Raw genomic sequence first — 17,539 nt, 5'->3', positions numbered from 1 at the left:
TCATCGAGCGGTCACTGTCGTCGTCATCGGTGCGTCCTCGGCACCCTCATGGGGCGATCATCGCCGAGCGATGGCCGCTCCTGCGGGAGATCCGGAGGGAAGCGCCCGAGGACACCGGAGGACGACGACGCTACGCCCTTCGGCGGTCACCTTGGCGTCCGGCTTGTACTCCTTCGCCGGCACCTCCTGGGCGGAGGTGTCGAGCACGGTGACCCAGTGGTCGCCGTACTCCTTGCCGGGCAGGACGAACGGCAGGACGTCGTGGTGACCGTTGAAGATCACCAGGAAGTGGTCGTCCAGCGTCTGCTGGCCGCGGGTGTCGGGCTCCGGGATGGTCTGGCCGTTGAGGAACACCATCAGCGAACGTGCGTAGCCGTTGGCCCAGGACTCCTCGTCCATGTGGTTGCCACCGGGCTCGAACCACGCGATGTCGCCGACGGCGCTCTCGCCACCGTGGTCGGCCGAGCCGGCGAAGAACCGGCGCCGACGGAACACGGGGTGGTCACGACGCAGCTCGACGAGCTTCTGGGTGAACGCGATCAGGTCCAGCTCGTCCTGGTCGAGGTCCCAGTCGATCCACGAGATCTCGTTGTCCTGGCAGTAGCCGTTGTTGTTGCCACCCTGGCTGCGGCCGAGCTCGTCGCCGTGCAGGATCATCGGCACGCCCTGCGACAGCAGGAGCGTGGCGAGCATGTTGCGCTGCTGGCGCAGGCGCAACGCCTTGACGTCCTCGTCGTCCGTCGGACCCTCGACACCGCAGTTCCACGAACGGTTGTGGCTCTCGCCGTCGTTGCCGTCCTCGCCGTTGGCGTCGTTGTGCTTGTCGTTGTAGGACACCAGGTCCCGCAGCGTGAAGCCGTCGTGGGCCGTGACGAAGTTGATCGACGCGATGGGCTTGCGACCGCTGTGCTCGTACAGGTCGCTGGAGCCGGTGAGCCGCGAGGCGAACTCGCCGAGGGTCGCGCTCTCGCCGCGCCAGAAGTCGCGGACGGTGTCGCGGTACTTGCCGTTCCACTCGGTCCACAGGGGGGGGAAGTTGCCGACCTGGTAGCCGCCGTCGCCGACGTCCCAGGGCTCGGCGATGAGCTTGACCTGGCTGACCACCGGGTCCTGCTGGACGAGGTCGAAGAACGCCGACAGCTTGTCGACCTCGTGGAACTGGCGGGCCAGGGTCGCTGCGAGGTCGAAGCGGAAGCCGTCGACGTGCATCTCGGTCACCCAGTAGCGCAGCGAGTCCATGATGAGCTGGAGCACGTGCGGGTGGCGCATGAGCAGGCTGTTGCCGGTGCCCGTGGTGTCGTAGTAGTGGCCCTTGTCCTCGTCGACGAGGCGGTAGTAGGCCGCGTTGTCGATGCCGCGGAAGCAGATGGTCGGGCCGAGCTGGTTGCCCTCGGCGGTGTGGTTGTAGACCACGTCGAGGATGACCTCGATGTCGGCCTCGTGCAGCGCCTTGACCATGCCCTTGAACTCGGCGACCTGCTCACCGCGCGTGCCGTATGCCGCGTAGCCGTTGTGCGGTGCGAGGAACCCGATCGTGTTGTAGCCCCAGTAGTTCGACAGACCCTTGTCGCGCAGGGTGAAGTCGTTGACGAACTGGTGCACCGGCATGAGCTCGATGGCCGTGATGCCGAGCTGCTTGAGGTGCTCGATGATCACCGGGTGGGCGATGCCGGCATACGTGCCGCGGATCTCCTCGGGGATATCGGGGTGCGTCTCGGTGAGGCCCTTGACGTGGGCCTCGTAGATGACGCTGTTGTGGTACTCGTGGCGCGGCAGGCGGTCCTGGCCCCAGTCGAAGAACGGGTTGATGACCACGGACAGCATGGTGTGCCCGAGGCTGTCGTCGGTGTTGACCTTCTCCGGCTCGTCGCTCGGGTCGTCGAACTTGTACGAGAACAGCGACTCGTCACCGTCCGGCTGTCCGTCGATCGCCTTCGCGTAGGGGTCGAGCAGCAGCTTCGCCGGGTTGCAGCGATGGCCGTTCGCCGGGTCGTACGGACCGTGGACGCGGTAGCCGTACCGCTGGCCCGGCTGGACGCCGGGGATGTACCCGTGCCAGACGAAGCCGTCGACCTCGGGAAGGGACAGGCGGGTCTCCACGCCTTCGTCGTCGACGAGACAGAGCTCGACGTCCTCGGCGACCTCGGAGAACAGGGCGAAGTTCACACCGGTCCCGTCGTACGTCGCGCCGAGCGGGTAGGCCTTGCCGGGCCAGATCTCCATGTATCGCCTTCGTGTTCTTGTCCTGCCCTCGACCGGAGCTGCTGGTCGGAGCACGATCTGCTGGTGAGGGCGGCATTGGCCTCGCGTCGAGCCCATTGTGCCGGAGGTCGGCTCCGCGCGCTGACCAGCGAGCGTCGCCGCCCATCAGACGGTCGCTCCGCGCGGTAAGCGCCCGCTCAGTAGAGTGCGGGGCGTACGCAGACCCGTCCGAACCGTCCCACCCCTTGGAGGACCTCCATGACCACCCAGCGCGTCGCGATCGTCACCGGAGCAGCCCGCGGCATCGGCGCAGCCACCGCCAAGCGGCTGGCTGCAGAGGGGGACGCCGTGGGCGTCCTCGACCTCGACGAGGCCGCCTGTGCCGAGACGGTGTCGGCCATCACCGAGGCCGGCGGACGAGCCATCGCGGTCGGGGTCGACGTCGCGAAGGCCGACCAGGTCGAGGCCGCGGTCCAGCGGGTGGTCGACGAGCTCGGCGGGCCGACGATCCTCGTCAACAACGCCGGCATCACCCGCGACAACCTGCTCTTCAAGATGACCGAGCAGGACTGGGACTCCGTCATGGACGTGCACCTCCGCGGCTCGTTCCTCATGACCCGCGCCGTCCAGAAGCACATGACCGAGGCGAAGTTCGGCCGCATCGTCAACCTGTCCTCGACGTCCGCCCAGGGCAACCGCGGCCAGGTCAACTACGCAGCCGCCAAGGCGGGTCTGCAGGGCTTCACCAAGACCCTCGCGATCGAGCTGGGCAAGTTCGGCGTCACCGCCAACGCCGTCGCCCCGGGCTTCATCCAGACCGAGATGACGAAGATGACGGCCGAGCGCATCGGCGTCTCGTTCGAGGACTTCATCGCGCACTCCGCCAAGGAGATCCCCGTCGCGCGGGTCGGCCAGCCCGAGGACATCGCCGCCACCATCGCCTTCCTCGTGTCCGAGGAGGCCGGCTTCGTCTCCGGTCAGGTCATCTACGTCGCCGGCGGACCGCAGGACTGATGCCCCCGACCGAGTTCGTCGACACCCCGCGACCACCGCTGACGATCTCGTGCGACGGCAGCCTGGTGCGGCCGGTGGCCACCCAGGCGTGGAAGGCCACCTTCCCGCCTGCCAACATCGCGCTCCGGTATGCCGTGACGGCCGTGCTCGGCGTCGTGGTCTGGTTGTCGACGCACTCGGAGTTCCTCACCGCCGCCATCGCCGTGCTCGCGCCGACCGTGGTCCTGGTCGTGTCCCGGTTGCGCCTGCACCAGTCGATCCGGGCGGTCGTCGGCCCCGGGCGCGAGCTCACGTCCGGGTACGACGGTGAGGGCCGGTTCGTCGTGGATCGGGCCACCGGGTCGCTGGACTTCGCCGCCGGGGCGGTCCGGGACGTGGCACGGGTCGACGGGGTCGCGGTCGTCCGGTCCCGTTCCCGGCTTCCCGCCTTCGTCACGGCGTCGGAGCTCCTCACCGCGGACGACGTCGAGTTCCTCACCGGCAGTGCCGGCGGCGACGCGGTCCAGGAGTTCCGGACCGCCCACCCCGAGGTCGGCTCGCCCCTGCTGGTGACCCCCGAGGTCCAGCAGGTGGCAGCGCGCCTGATGCGGCGGGCCCTCGTCCGCCACCCGTTCGTCCAGCTCGCGCTGCTCGGGTGCGTCCTCATGGTCGTGCTGGCCGATGACCGCCTGCGCGCCGCAGCCGTGGTCACCGTCCTCGCGCTGGCCGTCGCCGCGATCTTCCGCTTCGGCGTCGCCCGTGCCAGCACCCGCGCGCTGTTCCCCGAGGACAGCGTCGTCGGGGCCGCGCTCGTCGGGGACCGCCTAGTCCTGCACGTGCCCGGCTACCCGGACGAGCTGGACCCCGCCGACCTGCGGGCCGTCCACGTGGCTGACGAGGGCGTGACGCTCCGCAGCCGGCGCCAGCGCGTCTACCTCCTGCCCGCCGGCACCCTCGACGCCGAGGACACCGCACGCCTGCTCGAGCTCACCTCCGGCTGAGGGCCGCACACCACGAGAGCGGTCGCTACCCCGGACGAGAACGGTCCGTTTCCGGGACGAACCGATCCCGCGGCTGGCACAGTTCCTCCCGAAGCCTGACGGGGAGGGGCGTCCAGATGAGATCACCGCGCAGGATGTGGGCGGCTGTGGCCGTGCTCGGCACCCTGGCGATCGGCCCGCTGGCCGCCGGCAGCTCGGCAATCGCGTCACAGTCGGCGCCGCAACCGGTCTCGCCCTACCTCACGACTCCCTTCGGGTCGACTCCGATCGGCCACTCCTCGGCGGGAACCGTGTTCGCGTCGGGCACCGACTTCACCTACGAGAGCCGGCTTGATGTCATCAGCGACGACGGCCGGGCGGTGTCGACACGGACACTGCCTGCCGCGCCGCCGCCGGACGGGACCAGCCAACCGCGCAACCTCTCGGTGTGCGGAAGCACGATCATCTCGACCCGGTACACCCAAGACCCGTCGCAGTGGCTCCCGGACGCCACGGTCTACTGGTACTCGGCCACTGGTACGGCAGCGGGTTCTGCCGAGATGGGGACGGTGAGCGTGGTCTCCGCCGCCCCCGGTGGTTGGGTGACCGCGTCGTCGGCCACAGTCGAGGAGAGGACCGAGACGGCGCTGCTCCTCCACAGCACCGATGGGTCCACTCGCTCACTGGGGACCCTTCCGGGACGCCTCGAGGGGAGTCCGGTCTGCGATGCACGGTCCTTGGTGATGGCCAGCCGGACCACCCAGGACACCCGAGTCGTCCGGATCCCGTTCGACGGCTCGGGCGTGGTCGTCGTCGACCAGCGCCCGGCCACCAGCGCCGAGTGGGACGCACTCACCCCGCTCGGTGTGGACGGGAGCTCCGTGGTCTGGACCCGGATGCCGACGGACAACAACTGGACGCAGTCGCCGAGCGAGGTCTGGCGCACGTCGGCGAACGGGCCCCTGCGGCTCGCAGCATCGCCGAGCGCCGAGATCCGCCTCGTCGGCGCTGCGATCGGACCGCGAGGTGTGCTCGTCTGCTGGCCCGGGGGCGCCACGATCCAGGGCTGCCGGGCCGTCGTGTACCCACCGACCGGCACCTCCGTCACCTTCGAGGCGCCGGAGACCTCCTTCTTCTGGCCGACCTCCTCAGGCTTCGTGGCAGCGTGCGACAGCAACGCCAGCAGTCGCTGCGCGGGCCTGCACCAGATCACGTTCCCGGGCCCGACCCTTCGTCAGGTGTGGCAGCCGCGGATGCCCGTCGGCATCGTCCGGTGGTCGGGTACCAACCGGTACGGCACAGCTGCGGACATCATCATGAACAACTACGGACCCCTGACGTCCAGCGGCGGCATCCTGGCATCCGGTGAGTCCTTCCCCGACGCCTTGTCCGCGGGCGCAACGGCTGCACGCTTCCAGATGCCCCTCTTCTTGACGAAACGAGATCGTCTCCCGAGCGAGATGATCCAGCCGTTGACGGTGATGAAGCGCTACCGGCTCTATGTGGTGGGTGGGGCCGGTGCCATCTCGGACTCGGTCCTCACGGATGCGAAGAAGTACGCCGTCCAGGTGGTTCGCATCAGCGGGAGCGACCGCTACTCGACGGCGGCGGCGCTGAGCGAGGCCTTGAACCCCAGTGGCAGCAGGACGGCCTATGTGGTCTCGGGCGAGGACTACCCCGATGGCCTCGTCGCGGCACCGCCCGCGGCTCGCGAGTACGCGCCGGTCCTGCTGACGGCCGCCAACTCGCTCCCGACGAGCACCCGTGCAGAGCTCGTCCGACTCAAGCCGAGTCGCGTCGTCATCGTCGGTGGCACCGGCGCCGTCTCGGGTGCCGTGGAGTCACAGTTGTCGGAGATCGTGGGCACGACGGGCACCCTCGAGCGACTTGCCGGTCAGGACCGGTACGCGACAGCCGTGAAGGTGAGCCGGAGCCGGTGGGCCGACGGCGCAGGGTCGTTCGCCCTTGCCTCTGGAGCCAACTTCCCCGATGCCCTGGCTCTCGGACCAGTGACGCGTGGCTACCTCCCCCTCCTGCTGACCGGGCCGACTCGACTGCCTTCCGTCACTCGTGACGAGGCCCAGCGCCTGCGCCCCTCGGGCGTGCTGATCGCGGGTGGCCCGTCGGTCGTCGGCACAGGCATCGAGCAGGAGCTGCGCGACCTCCCCGATCTTCCCTGAGCCTGGTCGCCGCCTACTACGTCACCCACGTCCTCGACGCGAAGGCTACGGCCGCAGCCAGGCTCACGGTTCGGTGACAACCAGGCGCCCCGTGGTCTCCCCGGCACCGAGGCGCGTCAGGGCAGCCGGCGCGTCGGCAAACGGCACCCGTTGCGACACAACAGGCTTCACGAGACCTTCTGCGGCCCACGCTGACAGGGCCTCGTGCGCCTGGCGCGCGACGGCCGGGTCGCGCTGGAGGTACAGCCCCCAGTGCAGCCCGAGGATCGAGTAGTTCTTCACGAGGGCGTGGCCGAGGGCCGGGGCCGGGATCGTGCCGCTGGTGAAGCCCACGACGACGATGCGTCCCTCGAACGCGACCACCTTGGTCGAGGCGTCGTACGACGGACCGCCCACGGGGTCGAAGACGACGTCGGCGCCGGAGCGCCCCACGGCCTCCTTCAGCGAGGTGACGAGGTCACCGTCGGTGCGGTCGACGACGACGTCCGCTCCGGCGGCTCGGGCGACGTCGGCCTTCGCCCCGCCACCGACCACGGCCACCACACGGGCGCCGAGCGCCTTGCCGACCTGCACCGCAGCGGTGCCGACCCCTCCCGCGGCGGCGTGGACGACCACCGTCTCACCTCGCCGCAGGGCCGCCCGGCGGACCAGCCCGACGTATGCCGTCTGGTAGCCGATCGTCAGGCAGCTCGCCTCGGCGTCGTCGAGGGCCGATGGTGCGGCGAAGGTCCCACCCACCGGCAGCAGGCACTGCTCGGCCAGCCCACCGTGCGGCATGGCGGTGGTGCCGACCACCCGGTCGCCGACCGCCACGTGCGCGTCGGTCGTGACACCACCGACGCCCGACCCGACCTCGAGCACCTCGCCGCAGACCTCCACCCCGGGGACGAACGGCAGCTCCGGCCGCACCTGGTAGTGCCCGCGCGCCATAAGCACGTCGGGGAAGTTGAGCGCCGTGGCGAGCACCTTCACCCGGACGTGCCCGGCCGGGACCTGGGGTGCCTCGACGTCCCCGAGGGACAGGACGTCTGACGGCTCGCCGAGCTCGGTGACCTGCCATGCGCGCACGGGTGCCTCCTGATGGGGTGGATCAGTGGATGGTCGGGTGGCGCGGTGCTCAGTCCGCGCCGAGGACGCTGCCCGGGAGGCCGCCGGCGAGCCGCCGCATCCCGGTCAACCAGCGGTCGGGGTCGGACGCGCGGTGGGCGTACATCTGCGCCACCTCGGGGTGCGGCAGGACGAGGAAACGCTCCTGCTCCATGGCGAGGAAGAGGTCTCGTGCAACGTCGTCGGGGTCGACGGCGTCGGCCTCCATCAGGGCCCGTCCGGAGGTGCCGGAGTTCCGCAGCATGTCGGTGCGCACTCCTTGGGGGCACACGGCGTGGACGCGAACTCCCTTGTCGCCGTAAGTCATCGACAGCCACTCCGCGAAGGCGTATGCCGCGTGCTTCGTCACGGCGTAGGGCGCGGCGCCGGGGATCGAGAGCAGCCCTGCGGCCGACACCGTGGCCACGAAGGTGCCGCTCCCCCGCTCGACCCACTCCGGGACGAGCAGCTTGGCGGCGCGCACGTGGGCCATGACGTTGACGTTCCACGAGACGTCCCAGGCCCTCTCGGCCACCGCCTCGGTGCCGCCACGCGCGACACCGGCGTTGGCGCAGTACACGTCGATCTCGCCGAGGTGGTCCCGGGCGGAGGCGACGAGCGCAGCAACCCCCTCCTCGCTCGACGCGTCGCCCGGAACGGCGAACACGTCGTCCCCCAACGACGTCGCGACCGCGGTGACCGCGTCTGCGTCGAGGTCGTTGACCACCACGCGGGCGCCGGCTGCCGCGAACGCCTTGGCGTACGCCTCGCCGATGCCCCGGCCGGCACCGGTGACGACGACCCCGCGACCGGCGAGGTCCGGGGTCACAGGTTGCCGCCGAGGGTGACGCCACCGTCGACGACGAGCGTCTGGCCGGTCACCCACGCCGCGTCCTTGGACAACAGGAACGACACGGCCCCGGCGATGTCCTCGGGCAGGCCCAGTCGCTTCATGGGATAGGCCGCGGCGACCTTCTCCTCACGCCCCTCGTAGAGCGCCTCGGCGAACTTCGTCTTGACGACCGCGGGAGCCACGGCGTTGACGCGCAGCGCGGGTCCGAGCTGGTAGGCCAGCTCCACGGTGAGGTGGATCAGGGCGGCCTTGCTGACGGCATACCAACCGATCGAACCGGTCGCCCCGAGTCCGGCGATGGACGCGACGTTGACCACCGCACCGGGGTTGGCCTCGCTGCCGAGCCCGGCGGCGATCGCCTTCTGCGTCCAGGAGAACGCCGACAGGACGTTGACCTCCATGATCTTGCGCGCCACGTCGAGGGGGGCGTCGAGGATCGGGCCGTAGACGGGGTTGATCCCCGTGTTGTTGACGAGGTAGTCGAGGCCGCCGAACGTCTCGCGGGCCGCGGCGACGACCTCGTCCTGGTGCGCCTCGTCGGCGGCGTTCCCGGCGATGCCAAGGGCCTTGGAGGGTCCGCCGAGGTGCTCGACCGCCTCGGCCAGGGCCTCGGGCTTGCGAGCGGTGATGACGACGCGGGCGCCCTCGGCGACCAGCTTCTCAGCGATGCCGAGGCCGATCCCGCGAGAGGCGCCCGTGACGATGGCGACGGCGTTGTCGTGCGTCAGGTGCGATCCCATGGGTCTCAGAGGCCGAGGTCGCGGCCGATGAGCTCCTTCATGATCTCGTTGGACCCGGCCCAGATCTTCGAGACCCGGGCGTCGCGCCACGCGCGGGCCACGCGGTACTCGTTCATGAAGCCGTAGCCGCCGTAGAGCTGGACGCACTCGTCGAGGACGTCGTTCTGGACCTGCGCCGACCACCACTTGGCCTTGGCGGCGTCGACCGCCGTCAGGGTGCCGTCGGCGTGCGCCGCGATGCAGTCGTCGATGTAGGCCTGGGTGACCTCGAGCTTGGTCTGCAGCTCGGCCATCTTGAACTTGTTGTGCTGGAACGACCCGATGGCCTGCCCGAACGCCTTGCGCTCCTTCGTGTACTCCACGGTCTCGCGGAAGATCTGGAACGCGTGGGCGGTGTTGGCCACGGCGGCGCCGATCCGCTCCTGGGGCAGGCGCTGCATCATCGAGATGAAGCCCAGGCCCTCCTCACCGAGGCGGTTTGCGTCGGGGACACGGACGTTCTCGAAGAACAGCTCGGAGGTGTCGGCCTCCTCCTGCCCGACCTTGTCGAGCTTGCGGCCGCGGCTGAAGCCCTCCATCCCGGCCTCGACCATGAGGAGGCTGATGCCCTTGGCGCCCTTGGAAGGGTCCGTGCGCGCGGCCACGATGACGAGGTCGGCCTGGTAGCCGTTGGTGATGAAGGTCTTGGAACCATTGAGGATCCAGTCGCCGGAGCCGTCGTCGGCCTTGACCGCGGTGGTCTTCAGGGCGGCGAGGTCGGAGCCGCCGGACGGCTCGGTCATCGCGATGGCGGCGATGAGGTCACCGTTGGCCATGCCGGGCAGCCAGCGCTCCTTCTGCTCCTGCGTGCCCAGGTCGACGATGTAGGGCGGGCAGACGTCGGAGTGGATGCCGAAGCACGACGACACGGCGAAGTTGAAGCCCGCGATCTCCTCTGCGGCGATGGCGTTGAACCGGTAGTCGTCGGCACCCATGCCGCCGAACTCCTCGGGGATGTCGAGGCCGAACAGCCCCTGCTTGCCCGCTTCCTTCCAGATGTCGCGGTCGACCGACTTCACCTCGAGCATCTGCTCGGCACGCGGCTTGAGGTTGCGGTCGATGAACTCGCGGACCGAGCTGCGGAAGGCCTCGTGGTCCGGGCCGTAGAGGTTGCGGGGCATGACTCTCCTTGAGGTGAAACACCGGTGACTAAGCGCTTGCTTAGTTTGCGATGGCTGCGGCATGCTGTCAACCATGTCGACCACCGCGCGCGTCTCCGCCAGCGCCGCCGCCGGCGCCGACCGTGGCGCCGCGACCCCGACCGCCCCGGATACCGGGTCCGACACCGCCCACCGCCTGCTCGAGGCCGCGGCCGAGGCGTTCGCGGACCGCGGTTTCCACGCGACGACCACCCGAGACATCGCCTCCCGCGCGGGCCTGTCCCCCGCCGGCGTCTACGTGCACTTCTCCTCAAAGGAGGAGCTGCTCTACCAGCTCAGCCGCGAGGGCCACGAGGCCGCCCGCGACATGCTGGTGCACGCCTCCGAGGCTGCCGGCTCACCCACCGAGGCGTTGCGCGCCATCATGAGCACCTTCTCGCGCTGGCACGCCGAGCACTTCCGGGTCGCCCGGATCGTGCAGTACGAGTTCGGCAACCTCACCGGGGAGCACCGCGACGCGGTCCTGCGGCTGCGCAAGCAGATCGACGCCGTCGTCCGTGACGTCGTCACCGCCGGCGTGGCCTCGGGGGAGTTCACCGTCGAGGACGTCCCCGACACCACGTTGGCGCTCATGTCCATGGCCGTCGACGTCGCCCGCTGGTACGACCCCGAGATCAAGCGCACGCCCGCCGCGATCGGCGAGGCCTACGCCGACCTCGGCATCCGTCTCGTCACCGCCCGCTGACCGTACCCCCTGCTACGAGCACCCGTATGGCGCGGGGCCGGTGGGGCCCCGCGCCATACCTCGTGATTCGTCGTGGGTCGCGCCCAGAGGGCTATTTCACCTCGGACCGCTGCACCCGCCACAGGCCGATGGCCAGCGGGAGCACCACCCACAGCAGGCTCGAGGTCCCCACCTGGGCCCAGTCACGTGCCGACATGGCGGCGCCCTCGAGCAGCGGCTCGGTGGCCGCGCCGATGTCGAGCCACTCCCCCACGGAACGCATCTGCTCGACGAGGCCCGTGACGATGGACCAGGCCGTCGGCAGGACGAGGTAGCCGACGATCGCCGCCGGCGTGTTGAGCAACGAGAGCCCGAAGCCGACGCCCTGGGCCAGGCTCAGCACGAGGACGAGGGCCATCCCCCACAACATCCCGGAAGACAGGCTCCAGGGGCTGTCCGCACCCCGCACCTCGACCGCGACGAGGTTGGCGATGGCGGCCAGGACGAGCGCGACGACGAGGCAGGCGGCCGCGGCGACCAGTGAGGCGGCGACCTTGGCGAGGACCACCCGCCGACGTCGGGGCTCCAGGGCGAAGGTGGTCAGCGCCGTGCGCTGCGACCACTCCGCCGTGGCGGCCAGGATGCCGACGATCGGCACCAGCAGCATCAGCGGCAGCGCAGTGGCCCCGAAGTAGCCCTCGTAGCCGTGGGCACCCCCGCCGACGAACAGCATGATCGTGACGATCGCGGCGACGACCAGGCCGATGGTGATGAGCAGCCAACGGCCTGCCCGCGTGTCGAGCTGCTTGCGCAGCTCCACGACGCCAAGACGCCGGAAGGGGATCCCCTCCGTGGGGCGGGGTCCGTCGATGCGCGGCAGCGACGGCGGTCGGTGGTGGAGCGGCTTCGCGCTCTGCGTCACGGTGCTCATGCCGCCACCCCCTCACGGGCGGTGCTGGCGGTGAGCTCGAGGAACATGTCCTCCAGGCCGCGACCGTCCGCCTGCCTCAGCTCGATGAGCACCACCGAGTGCCTGGCGGCAGCGGCGCCGACGACGGCGGGCTCGGCCTCGACGACCAGACCGCCCTCGGCGGCGCGGGTCGACTCCACTCCCTCCGCTCGCAGCGCCCCCTCCAGGGCTGCGTCGTCGGTGGAACGCACCATCGTGCCGGCACCACGGAGCAGCTCGTCCTTGGTGCCGGAGGCGACGATCCGGCCGTTGCCGATCACGACGATCTCGTCGGCGACCAGCTCGATCTCGTTCAGCAGGTGCGAGGACAGCAGGACCGTCCCGCCGTCGTCGGCGAACCCGCGCAGGAGCGAGCGCATCCACCGGATGCCGGCCGGGTCGAGTCCGTTGGCCGGCTCGTCGAGGACCAGCACCTCGGGGTCGCCGAGCAGGGCGTGGGCGAGGCCGAGGCGCTGGCGCATCCCGAGGGAGTAGTTGCGCACCCGGCGGTGGCTCTCCCGCTCGGTGAGTCCGACGACGTCGAGCACCTCGTCGACGCGGCGTCGGTCGACACCCATGACGACGGACGAGAGGGCGAGCACCTCTCGTCCGGTCCGTCCGGCGTGCTGGGCGCTGGCGTCGAGGAGGACACCGACGTGGCGCCCGGGGTTCGGGAGGGCCGCATACGGTCGGCCCAGCACGGTCGCGGTCCCTGACGTGGCGGGCGTGAGCCCGCACAGGATCCGCATCGTGGTGGACTTCCCGGCACCATTCGGCCCGAGGAAGCCGGTGACGAGTCCCGGCTTGGCGTCGAAGGTGACGTCGTCGACGGCCACCATCGCTCCATAGCGTCTGGTCAAGCTGTTCACGGTGATCATGGATCCAGCCTCACGTTCGTGGGTGGGCCGGCACATCGGTCGGGCGCACTCCGCTGGTCATCCTTTGGTCTCGGCGGACCACACCCTGAGGATGACGCCCGCCCGGCACCGTGCGGCATACGCTCGTCGCGTGCTGATCCGGAACCCGAGCCCACTCCCCCGCACCGTCTGGGGTGAGGCCTGGCGCCTGCTGCTCGCGCTGGCCGTGGGGATGGTGCTGTTCGGGTTCGTCTTGGCCGAGGCCGACGCCCCGGGCGCGCCAGAGGTGCCGGAGGTGGTGCCGTTCATCGAGCTCGTGCTGGGTGTGGTGGCCCTGACGATCGTGCCGTTCCGCCGGCGCTTCCCCCTGCCGGTCGCGGTGGCCACCGCCGCGTGCAGCGGAGCCTCGTCGTTGGCGGCCGGAGCAGCCCTGCTCGCCCTGGTCTCGCTGTCGACCCACCGTCGGTGGCGCCCGGTCGCGGTCGCTGCCGTCGTGTCCGTGCTCGGCGGGGTGACGTACGAAGCGCTGCGGCCGAGCATCGACGGCTTGTGGGCCAGCATCCTCAACACCGTCATCGGCGGCCTGCTCGTCGCCCTGGTCATCGCGATCGGCTACTACATCGGCGCCCGTAGGGCCCTCATGACCTCGTTGCGCGACCGGGCGGACACCGCCGAGCGCGAGCAGGCCAGTCGGGTCGCCGAGGCCAGGGCCAACGAACGGGCCCAGATCGCCCGCGAGATGCACGACGTGCTCGCGCACCGGATCTCGTTGGTGGCCATGCACTCCGGCGCCCTGGCGTACCGCACCGACCTCTCCCCCGAGGAGACGACGAGGACGGCCTCGGTCATCCGCGACAACGCCCACCTCGCCCTCTCCGAGCTGAGGGAGGTGCTCGGCGTCCTGCGCGACCCGAGCCAGGTGGTGGACGGCACCGGTCTCGAGCCGCCGCAGCCGACGCTCGTCGCCGTGCAGTCCCTCGTCGACGAGGAGCGTTCGTCGGGTCGGGACGTGCAGTTCTCGATCGATGTGGCGGCACTGGAGACGGCACCGACAGCGTTGTCCCGCAACGCCTTCCGCATCGTCCAGGAGTGCCTCACCAATGCGCGGAAGCACGCGCCAGGGGTGCCTGTCACCTTGAGGATCAGCGGTGGTCCGGGCTCCGGCATCGACATCAGGGTGTCCAACAGCGTGCCGGCTCGCGCCGCGGGAGGGCACCCGCTGCCTGCGTCGGGTATGGGGTTGGCCGGCGTCACCGAACGGGCAGTGCTCTCGGGCGGCGAGCTGACCTTCGGCACCGACCGGCGTGGCCAGTTCGTCGTGCGGGCTCGGCTACCGTGGCGCGCATGAGCGAGACCATCCGGGTCGTCCTGGTCGACGACGACGCGCTGGTCCGGGCCGGGCTCGGGATGATCCTCGGTGGTGCCTCCGACATCGAGGTGGTCGGGGAGGCCGCAGACGGTGTCGAGGCCCTGACGACCATCACGACGACCCAGCCGGACGTCGTCCTCATGGACCTGCGGATGCCACGGCGTGACGGCCTCGAGGCCACTCGGTTGGTGATGGCGGGTCAGGCCTCCTCGGGTCGGTTGTCCCCCACCCGGGTCATCGTCCTCACGACCTTCGACACCGACGACATGGTGGTGACGGCCCTGCGCGCAGGGGCGAGCGGGTTCCTGCTGAAGGACACCCCGCCGGAGCGGATCGTGGCGGCGATCCGCTCGGTCGCCGACGGTGAGCCGACGTTGTCGCCCACGGTGACGGCCCAGCTCATCGCCTCGGTGACCTCCACCGACGGGGGTCGGGCCGAGGCGGCGCGGACCCAGCTCGACGGCCTCACAGACCGCGAGCGCGAGGTCGCGGTCGCCATCGGCCGGGGCCGGTCGAACGCCGAGATCGCGGCAGAGCTCTACCTCGGCGTCCCGACGGTCAAGACGCACGTCTCACGGCTGCTCACCAAGCTCGGCGCCGACAACCGGGTGCAGATCGCCCTGATCGTGCACGACGCCGGGCTCACCTGACATCCGCGCACGACACGCTCCTTCTCAGCGGGCGCTGAGCGGCTCGACCTGTCGGACCACCTCGGCCACGAGCTCGTACGTCTCGTCCCGAGTGTTGTCCGCCAGACCCATGAGCACGGTGTCGACACCGGCCTGCGCCAGCCGGCCGAAGCGTTCCACCGTCTCGTCGACAGAGGCGTACGGACCACCCCTGGGCCCGGTGCCCGACCCGTCGCGGCTCATGACGACCCGCGCGAGGACGGTCTTGTCGATCTCGGCGTAGTCGCGCCCGACGTCTTCGCAGTGCCCCCGCAGGACCTCGAGCTTGCGCGGGATCCCCTCCGGCCCGAGACCGTTGTCGAAGAGGTTGCAGGCGTCGGCGTACTGCGCGACCAACCGCAGCGTCTTCTTCTCGCCTCCGCCTCCGATGAGGATCGGCGGGTGCGGGCGGCTCAGGCTCTGCGGGACGTTGAGGGGACGGTCGAGCTGGTAGTGCCGCCCGGCATACGGGCTGTCGTCCCCCGCCCACATCTGCAGGCAGATCTGGAGCGTCTCCTCGAGGCGCTCGAAGCGCTCCCTGGTGGACGGGTAGGGGATGCCCAGGCCGCGGTGCTCCTCCTCGTTCCAGGCGGCACCGATGCCGAGCCAGGCCCGGCCGCCCGAGAGGACGTCGAGGCTGGTCACGGTCTTGGCGAGGACCCCGGGGTGCCGGTAGGTGACGCCGGTGACCAGCGTGCCGAGCTCGATCCGCTCGGTCTGGCCGGCGGCGAAGGCGAGCGCCGTGTAGGCCTCGACCATGTCGAGCTCAGGGGGGCCGATCATCGAGATCTGGAAGAAGTGGTCCATCACCCACAGGCTCGCCAGGCCTGCGCCCTCGGCGTTGTGGGCGATCCGGCCGAACGTGGGACCGATGGAGGCCGGGGCGTCCGGCCAGGTGAAGGAGGAGACCTGCAGTCCGAGGCGCATGACCTCATCGTGCCCACAGGTGGTTGCAGAGCACAACGGGGAGCCGCGGCCGCTGGAACGTCGACGGCCCCGCCGGCAGACAGCACGACGCGCGGCACCCCGGACCGGGGTGCCGCGCGTCGTGGGACGGGCCGGGTCAGTCGCGGGTGAGCTTGCGGTAGGTCACCCGGTGCGGACGAGCGGCATCGGCGCCGAGGCGCTCGACCTTGTTGGCCTCGTAGGACTCGAAGTTGCCCTCGAACCAGTACCACTTGCTCGGGTTCTCCTCGGTGCCCTCGTAGGCGAGGATGTGCGTCGCCACCCGGTCGAGGAACCACCGGTCGTGGCTGATGACCACGGCGCAGCCAGGGAAGTCGAGCAGCGCGTTCTCCAGCGACCCGAGCGTCTCGACGTCGAGGTCGTTGGTCGGCTCGTCGAGGAGCAGCAGGTTGCCGCCCTGCTTGAGGGTGAGCGCGAGGTTGAGGCGGTTGCGCTCACCACCGGACAGGACGCCGGTCATCTTCTGCTGGTCCGGGCCCTTGAACCCGAACTGCGACACGTATGCGCGGGACGGGATCTCGACCTGGCCGACCTGGATGTGGTCCAGGCCGTCGGACACGGTCTCCCAGAGGTTCTTCTTCGGGTCCAGGCCGGAGCGGCTCTGGTCGACGTAGGACATCTTCACGGTCTCGCCGACCTTGACCGAACCGCCGTCGGCCTCCTCGAGACCGACGATGGTCTTGAAGAGCGTGGTCTTGCCGACGCCGTTGGGGCCGATGACGCCGACGATGCCGTTGCGCGGCAGGGTGAAGGACAGGTCCTCGATGAGGACGCGGTCGCCGAAGCCCTTCTTGAGCTTGTTGACCTCGATGACGGTCGAGCCGAGGCGCGGGCCCGGAGGGATCTGGATCTCGTCGAAGTCAAGCTTGCGGGTGCGGTCGGCCTCGGCGGCCATCTCCTCGTAGCGGGCCAGACGCGCCTTGGACTTCACCTGGCGGGCCTTGGCGTTGGAGCGGACCCACTCCAGCTCGGTCGCGAGGCGCTTGGCCAGCTTGGCGTCCTTCTTGCCCTGGACCTCCAGTCGCGCCTGCTTCTTCTCGAGGTACGTCGAGTAGTTGCCCTCGTAGGGGTAGGCACGGCCGCGGTCGAGCTCGAGGATCCACTGGGCGACGTTGTCCATGAAGTACCGGTCGTGGGTGACCGCGACGACGGCGCCGTGGTAGGCCGCGAGGTGCTGCTCGAGCCACAGGACCGACTCGGCGTCGAGGTGGTTGGTGGGCTCGTCGAGCAGCAGCAGGTCGGGCTTCTGCAGGAGGAGCTTGCACAGCGCGACGCGGCGGCGCTCACCGCCGGAGAGCACGGTGACGTCGGCGTCCGGCGGCGGGCACCGCAGGGCGTCCATCGCCTGCTCGAGCTGGGAGTCGAGGTCCCAGGCGTCGGCGGCGTCGATGGCCTCCTGGAGCTTGCCCATCTCCTCCATCAGGGCGTCGAAGTCAGCGTCGGGCTCGGCCATCTCGGCGGAGATCGCGTTGTAGCGGTCGAGCTTGGCCTTGATCTCGCCCGCCCCCTCCTCGACGTTGCCGAGGACCGTCTTGGACTCGTTGAGCTCGGGCTCCTGCATGAGGATGCCGACGGAGTACCCCGGCGTCAGGCGGGCCTCTCCGTTGGAGGGCTGGTCGAGGCCGGCCATGATCTTGAGGACCGAGGACTTGCCGGCGCCGTTGGGTCCGACCACGCCGATCTTGGCCCCGGGATAGAAGGAGATGGTGACGTCATCGAGGATGACCTTGTCGCCGTGGGCCTTGCGGGCCTTCGACATGACGTAGATGAACTCGGGCATGGGGGCAAGGCTAACGGCCACCGCCCCCACACCCGAATCCGCCGGGCCGGTGC

15 protein-coding genes are annotated in these 17,539 nt (G+C 70.2%); 6 read left to right on the top strand and 9 right to left on the bottom strand.

The features are described 5' to 3' along the window. Positions 1–57: 57 nt before the first annotated feature. Entirely contained in the window at positions 58–2,223 is a 2,166-nt protein-coding gene (gene glgX / locus ABD286_RS14915) for a glycogen debranching protein GlgX (protein WP_344194877.1), read from the bottom strand. Positions 2,224–2,460: 237 nt separating this feature from the next. Between glgX and fabG the strand changes: the two genes are divergently transcribed. The 3 genes from fabG (at position 2,461) to ABD286_RS14900 (ending at position 6,355) form a co-directional block, all read left to right on the top strand. Beyond that, positions 2,461–3,216, top strand: coding sequence for a 3-oxoacyl-ACP reductase FabG (gene fabG / locus ABD286_RS14910; protein WP_344194875.1), 756 nt, complete (start codon positions 2,461–2,463; stop codon positions 3,214–3,216). Beyond that, positions 3,216–4,196 carry a hypothetical protein gene (locus tag ABD286_RS14905; RefSeq protein ID WP_344194873.1) on the top strand — a complete coding sequence of 327 codons (981 nt, stop codon included), beginning with the start codon at positions 3,216–3,218 and terminating at the stop codon, positions 4,194–4,196. Before fabG ends, ABD286_RS14905 begins: the two co-directional genes overlap by 1 nt. 116 nt (positions 4,197–4,312) lie before the next feature. Beyond that, on the top strand, positions 4,313–6,355 hold the full coding sequence (locus ABD286_RS14900) for a cell wall-binding repeat-containing protein (protein ID WP_344194871.1): 2,043 nt from the start codon (positions 4,313–4,315) through the stop codon (positions 6,353–6,355). A gap of 63 nt (positions 6,356–6,418) precedes the next feature. Here the strand turns inward: ABD286_RS14900 and ABD286_RS14895 are convergent, their stop codons facing one another. The 4 genes from ABD286_RS14895 to ABD286_RS14880 are packed head-to-tail and all read right to left on the bottom strand — an operon-like array spanning position 6,419 to position 10,194. Continuing rightward, on the bottom strand, positions 6,419–7,423 hold the full coding sequence (locus ABD286_RS14895) for an NADPH:quinone oxidoreductase family protein (RefSeq protein WP_344194869.1): 1,005 nt from the start codon (positions 7,421–7,423) through the stop codon (positions 6,419–6,421). A gap of 49 nt (positions 7,424–7,472) precedes the next feature. After that, positions 7,473–8,270, bottom strand: coding sequence for an SDR family oxidoreductase (locus ABD286_RS14890; RefSeq protein WP_344194867.1), 798 nt, complete (start codon positions 8,268–8,270; stop codon positions 7,473–7,475). Further along, positions 8,267–9,034 (bottom strand): SDR family oxidoreductase, encoded by a 768-nt coding sequence (locus ABD286_RS14885; protein ID WP_344194865.1) that lies wholly within the window; start codon positions 9,032–9,034, stop codon positions 8,267–8,269. Before ABD286_RS14885 ends, ABD286_RS14890 begins: the two co-directional genes overlap by 4 nt. A 5-nt stretch (positions 9,035–9,039) precedes the next feature. Beyond that, positions 9,040–10,194: an acyl-CoA dehydrogenase family protein gene (locus tag ABD286_RS14880; protein ID WP_344194863.1), complete on the bottom strand. Its 1,155-nt coding sequence runs from the start codon at positions 10,192–10,194 to the stop codon at positions 9,040–9,042. A gap of 73 nt (positions 10,195–10,267) precedes the next feature. Between ABD286_RS14880 and ABD286_RS14875 the strand changes: the two genes are divergently transcribed. Beyond that, entirely contained in the window at positions 10,268–10,918 is a 651-nt protein-coding gene (locus ABD286_RS14875; RefSeq protein ID WP_344194861.1) for a TetR/AcrR family transcriptional regulator, read from the top strand. A gap of 91 nt (positions 10,919–11,009) precedes the next feature. On the opposite strand, the gene ABD286_RS14870 is transcribed toward ABD286_RS14875, so the two are convergent. Together ABD286_RS14870 and ABD286_RS14865 are read right to left on the bottom strand one after the other, a co-directional pair. Beyond that, the gene (locus ABD286_RS14870) at positions 11,010–11,828 is read right to left on the bottom strand and encodes an ABC transporter permease (protein ID WP_344194859.1); all 819 of its coding nucleotides are present in this window, start codon (positions 11,826–11,828) and stop codon (positions 11,010–11,012) included. Then, complete coding sequence (locus tag ABD286_RS14865) at positions 11,825–12,724, bottom strand: ATP-binding cassette domain-containing protein (protein WP_344194857.1); 900 nt, start codon at positions 12,722–12,724, stop codon at positions 11,825–11,827. The genes ABD286_RS14870 and ABD286_RS14865 overlap by 4 nt, the downstream gene beginning before the upstream one ends. 130 nt (positions 12,725–12,854) lie before the next feature. On the opposite strand from ABD286_RS14865, the gene ABD286_RS14860 reads away from it, so the two are divergent. Beyond that, positions 12,855–14,051, top strand: a complete 1,197-nt coding sequence (locus ABD286_RS14860) for a sensor histidine kinase (protein WP_344194855.1) — start codon at positions 12,855–12,857, stop codon at positions 14,049–14,051. Further along, positions 14,048–14,722: a response regulator gene (locus ABD286_RS14855; protein WP_344194853.1), complete on the top strand. Its 675-nt coding sequence runs from the start codon at positions 14,048–14,050 to the stop codon at positions 14,720–14,722. Before ABD286_RS14860 ends, ABD286_RS14855 begins: the two co-directional genes overlap by 4 nt. Before the next feature lie 24 nt (positions 14,723–14,746). Here ABD286_RS14855 and ABD286_RS14850 read toward each other — a convergent pair whose 3' ends face one another. Both ABD286_RS14850 and ettA read right to left on the bottom strand, forming a co-directional pair. Continuing rightward, entirely contained in the window at positions 14,747–15,667 is a 921-nt protein-coding gene (locus ABD286_RS14850; protein WP_344194851.1) for an LLM class F420-dependent oxidoreductase, read from the bottom strand. A gap of 136 nt (positions 15,668–15,803) precedes the next feature. Beyond that, entirely contained in the window at positions 15,804–17,486 is a 1,683-nt protein-coding gene (gene ettA / locus ABD286_RS14845; protein ID WP_344194849.1) for an energy-dependent translational throttle protein EttA, read from the bottom strand. Positions 17,487–17,539: the final 53 nt, after the last annotated feature.

The sequence above is a fragment of the Pedococcus aerophilus genome (genome assembly GCF_039532215.1).
Lineage (GTDB): Bacteria > Actinomycetota > Actinomycetes > Actinomycetales > Dermatophilaceae > Pedococcus > Pedococcus aerophilus.
Note: the sequence above shows the minus strand (reverse complement) of the source record. Positions and strands in the feature narration are given on the sequence as shown.

Bases quoted from the DNA above. Each gene is read 5' to 3' on its own strand.
- ABD286_RS14870 (WP_344194859.1), bottom strand. From the start codon at position 11,828: ATGAGCACCGTGACGCAGAGCGCGAAGCCGCTCCACCACCGACCGCCG.
- ABD286_RS14900 (WP_344194871.1), top strand. From the start codon at position 4,313: ATGAGATCACCGCGCAGGATGTGGGCGGCTGTGGCCGTGCTCGGCACC.
- ABD286_RS14885 (WP_344194865.1), bottom strand. From the start codon at position 9,034: ATGGGATCGCACCTGACGCACGACAACGCCGTCGCCATCGTCACGGGC.
- fabG (WP_344194875.1), top strand. From the start codon at position 2,461: ATGACCACCCAGCGCGTCGCGATCGTCACCGGAGCAGCCCGCGGCATC.
- glgX (WP_344194877.1), bottom strand. From the start codon at position 2,223: ATGGAGATCTGGCCCGGCAAGGCCTACCCGCTCGGCGCGACGTACGAC.
- ABD286_RS14865 (WP_344194857.1), bottom strand. From the start codon at position 12,724: ATGATCACCGTGAACAGCTTGACCAGACGCTATGGAGCGATGGTGGCC.
- ABD286_RS14855 (WP_344194853.1), top strand. From the start codon at position 14,048: ATGAGCGAGACCATCCGGGTCGTCCTGGTCGACGACGACGCGCTGGTC.
- ettA (WP_344194849.1), bottom strand. From the start codon at position 17,486: ATGCCCGAGTTCATCTACGTCATGTCGAAGGCCCGCAAGGCCCACGGC.
- ABD286_RS14875 (WP_344194861.1), top strand. From the start codon at position 10,268: ATGTCGACCACCGCGCGCGTCTCCGCCAGCGCCGCCGCCGGCGCCGAC.
- ABD286_RS14880 (WP_344194863.1), bottom strand. From the start codon at position 10,194: ATGCCCCGCAACCTCTACGGCCCGGACCACGAGGCCTTCCGCAGCTCG.
- ABD286_RS14850 (WP_344194851.1), bottom strand. From the start codon at position 15,667: ATGCGCCTCGGACTGCAGGTCTCCTCCTTCACCTGGCCGGACGCCCCG.
- ABD286_RS14905 (WP_344194873.1), top strand. From the start codon at position 3,216: ATGCCCCCGACCGAGTTCGTCGACACCCCGCGACCACCGCTGACGATC.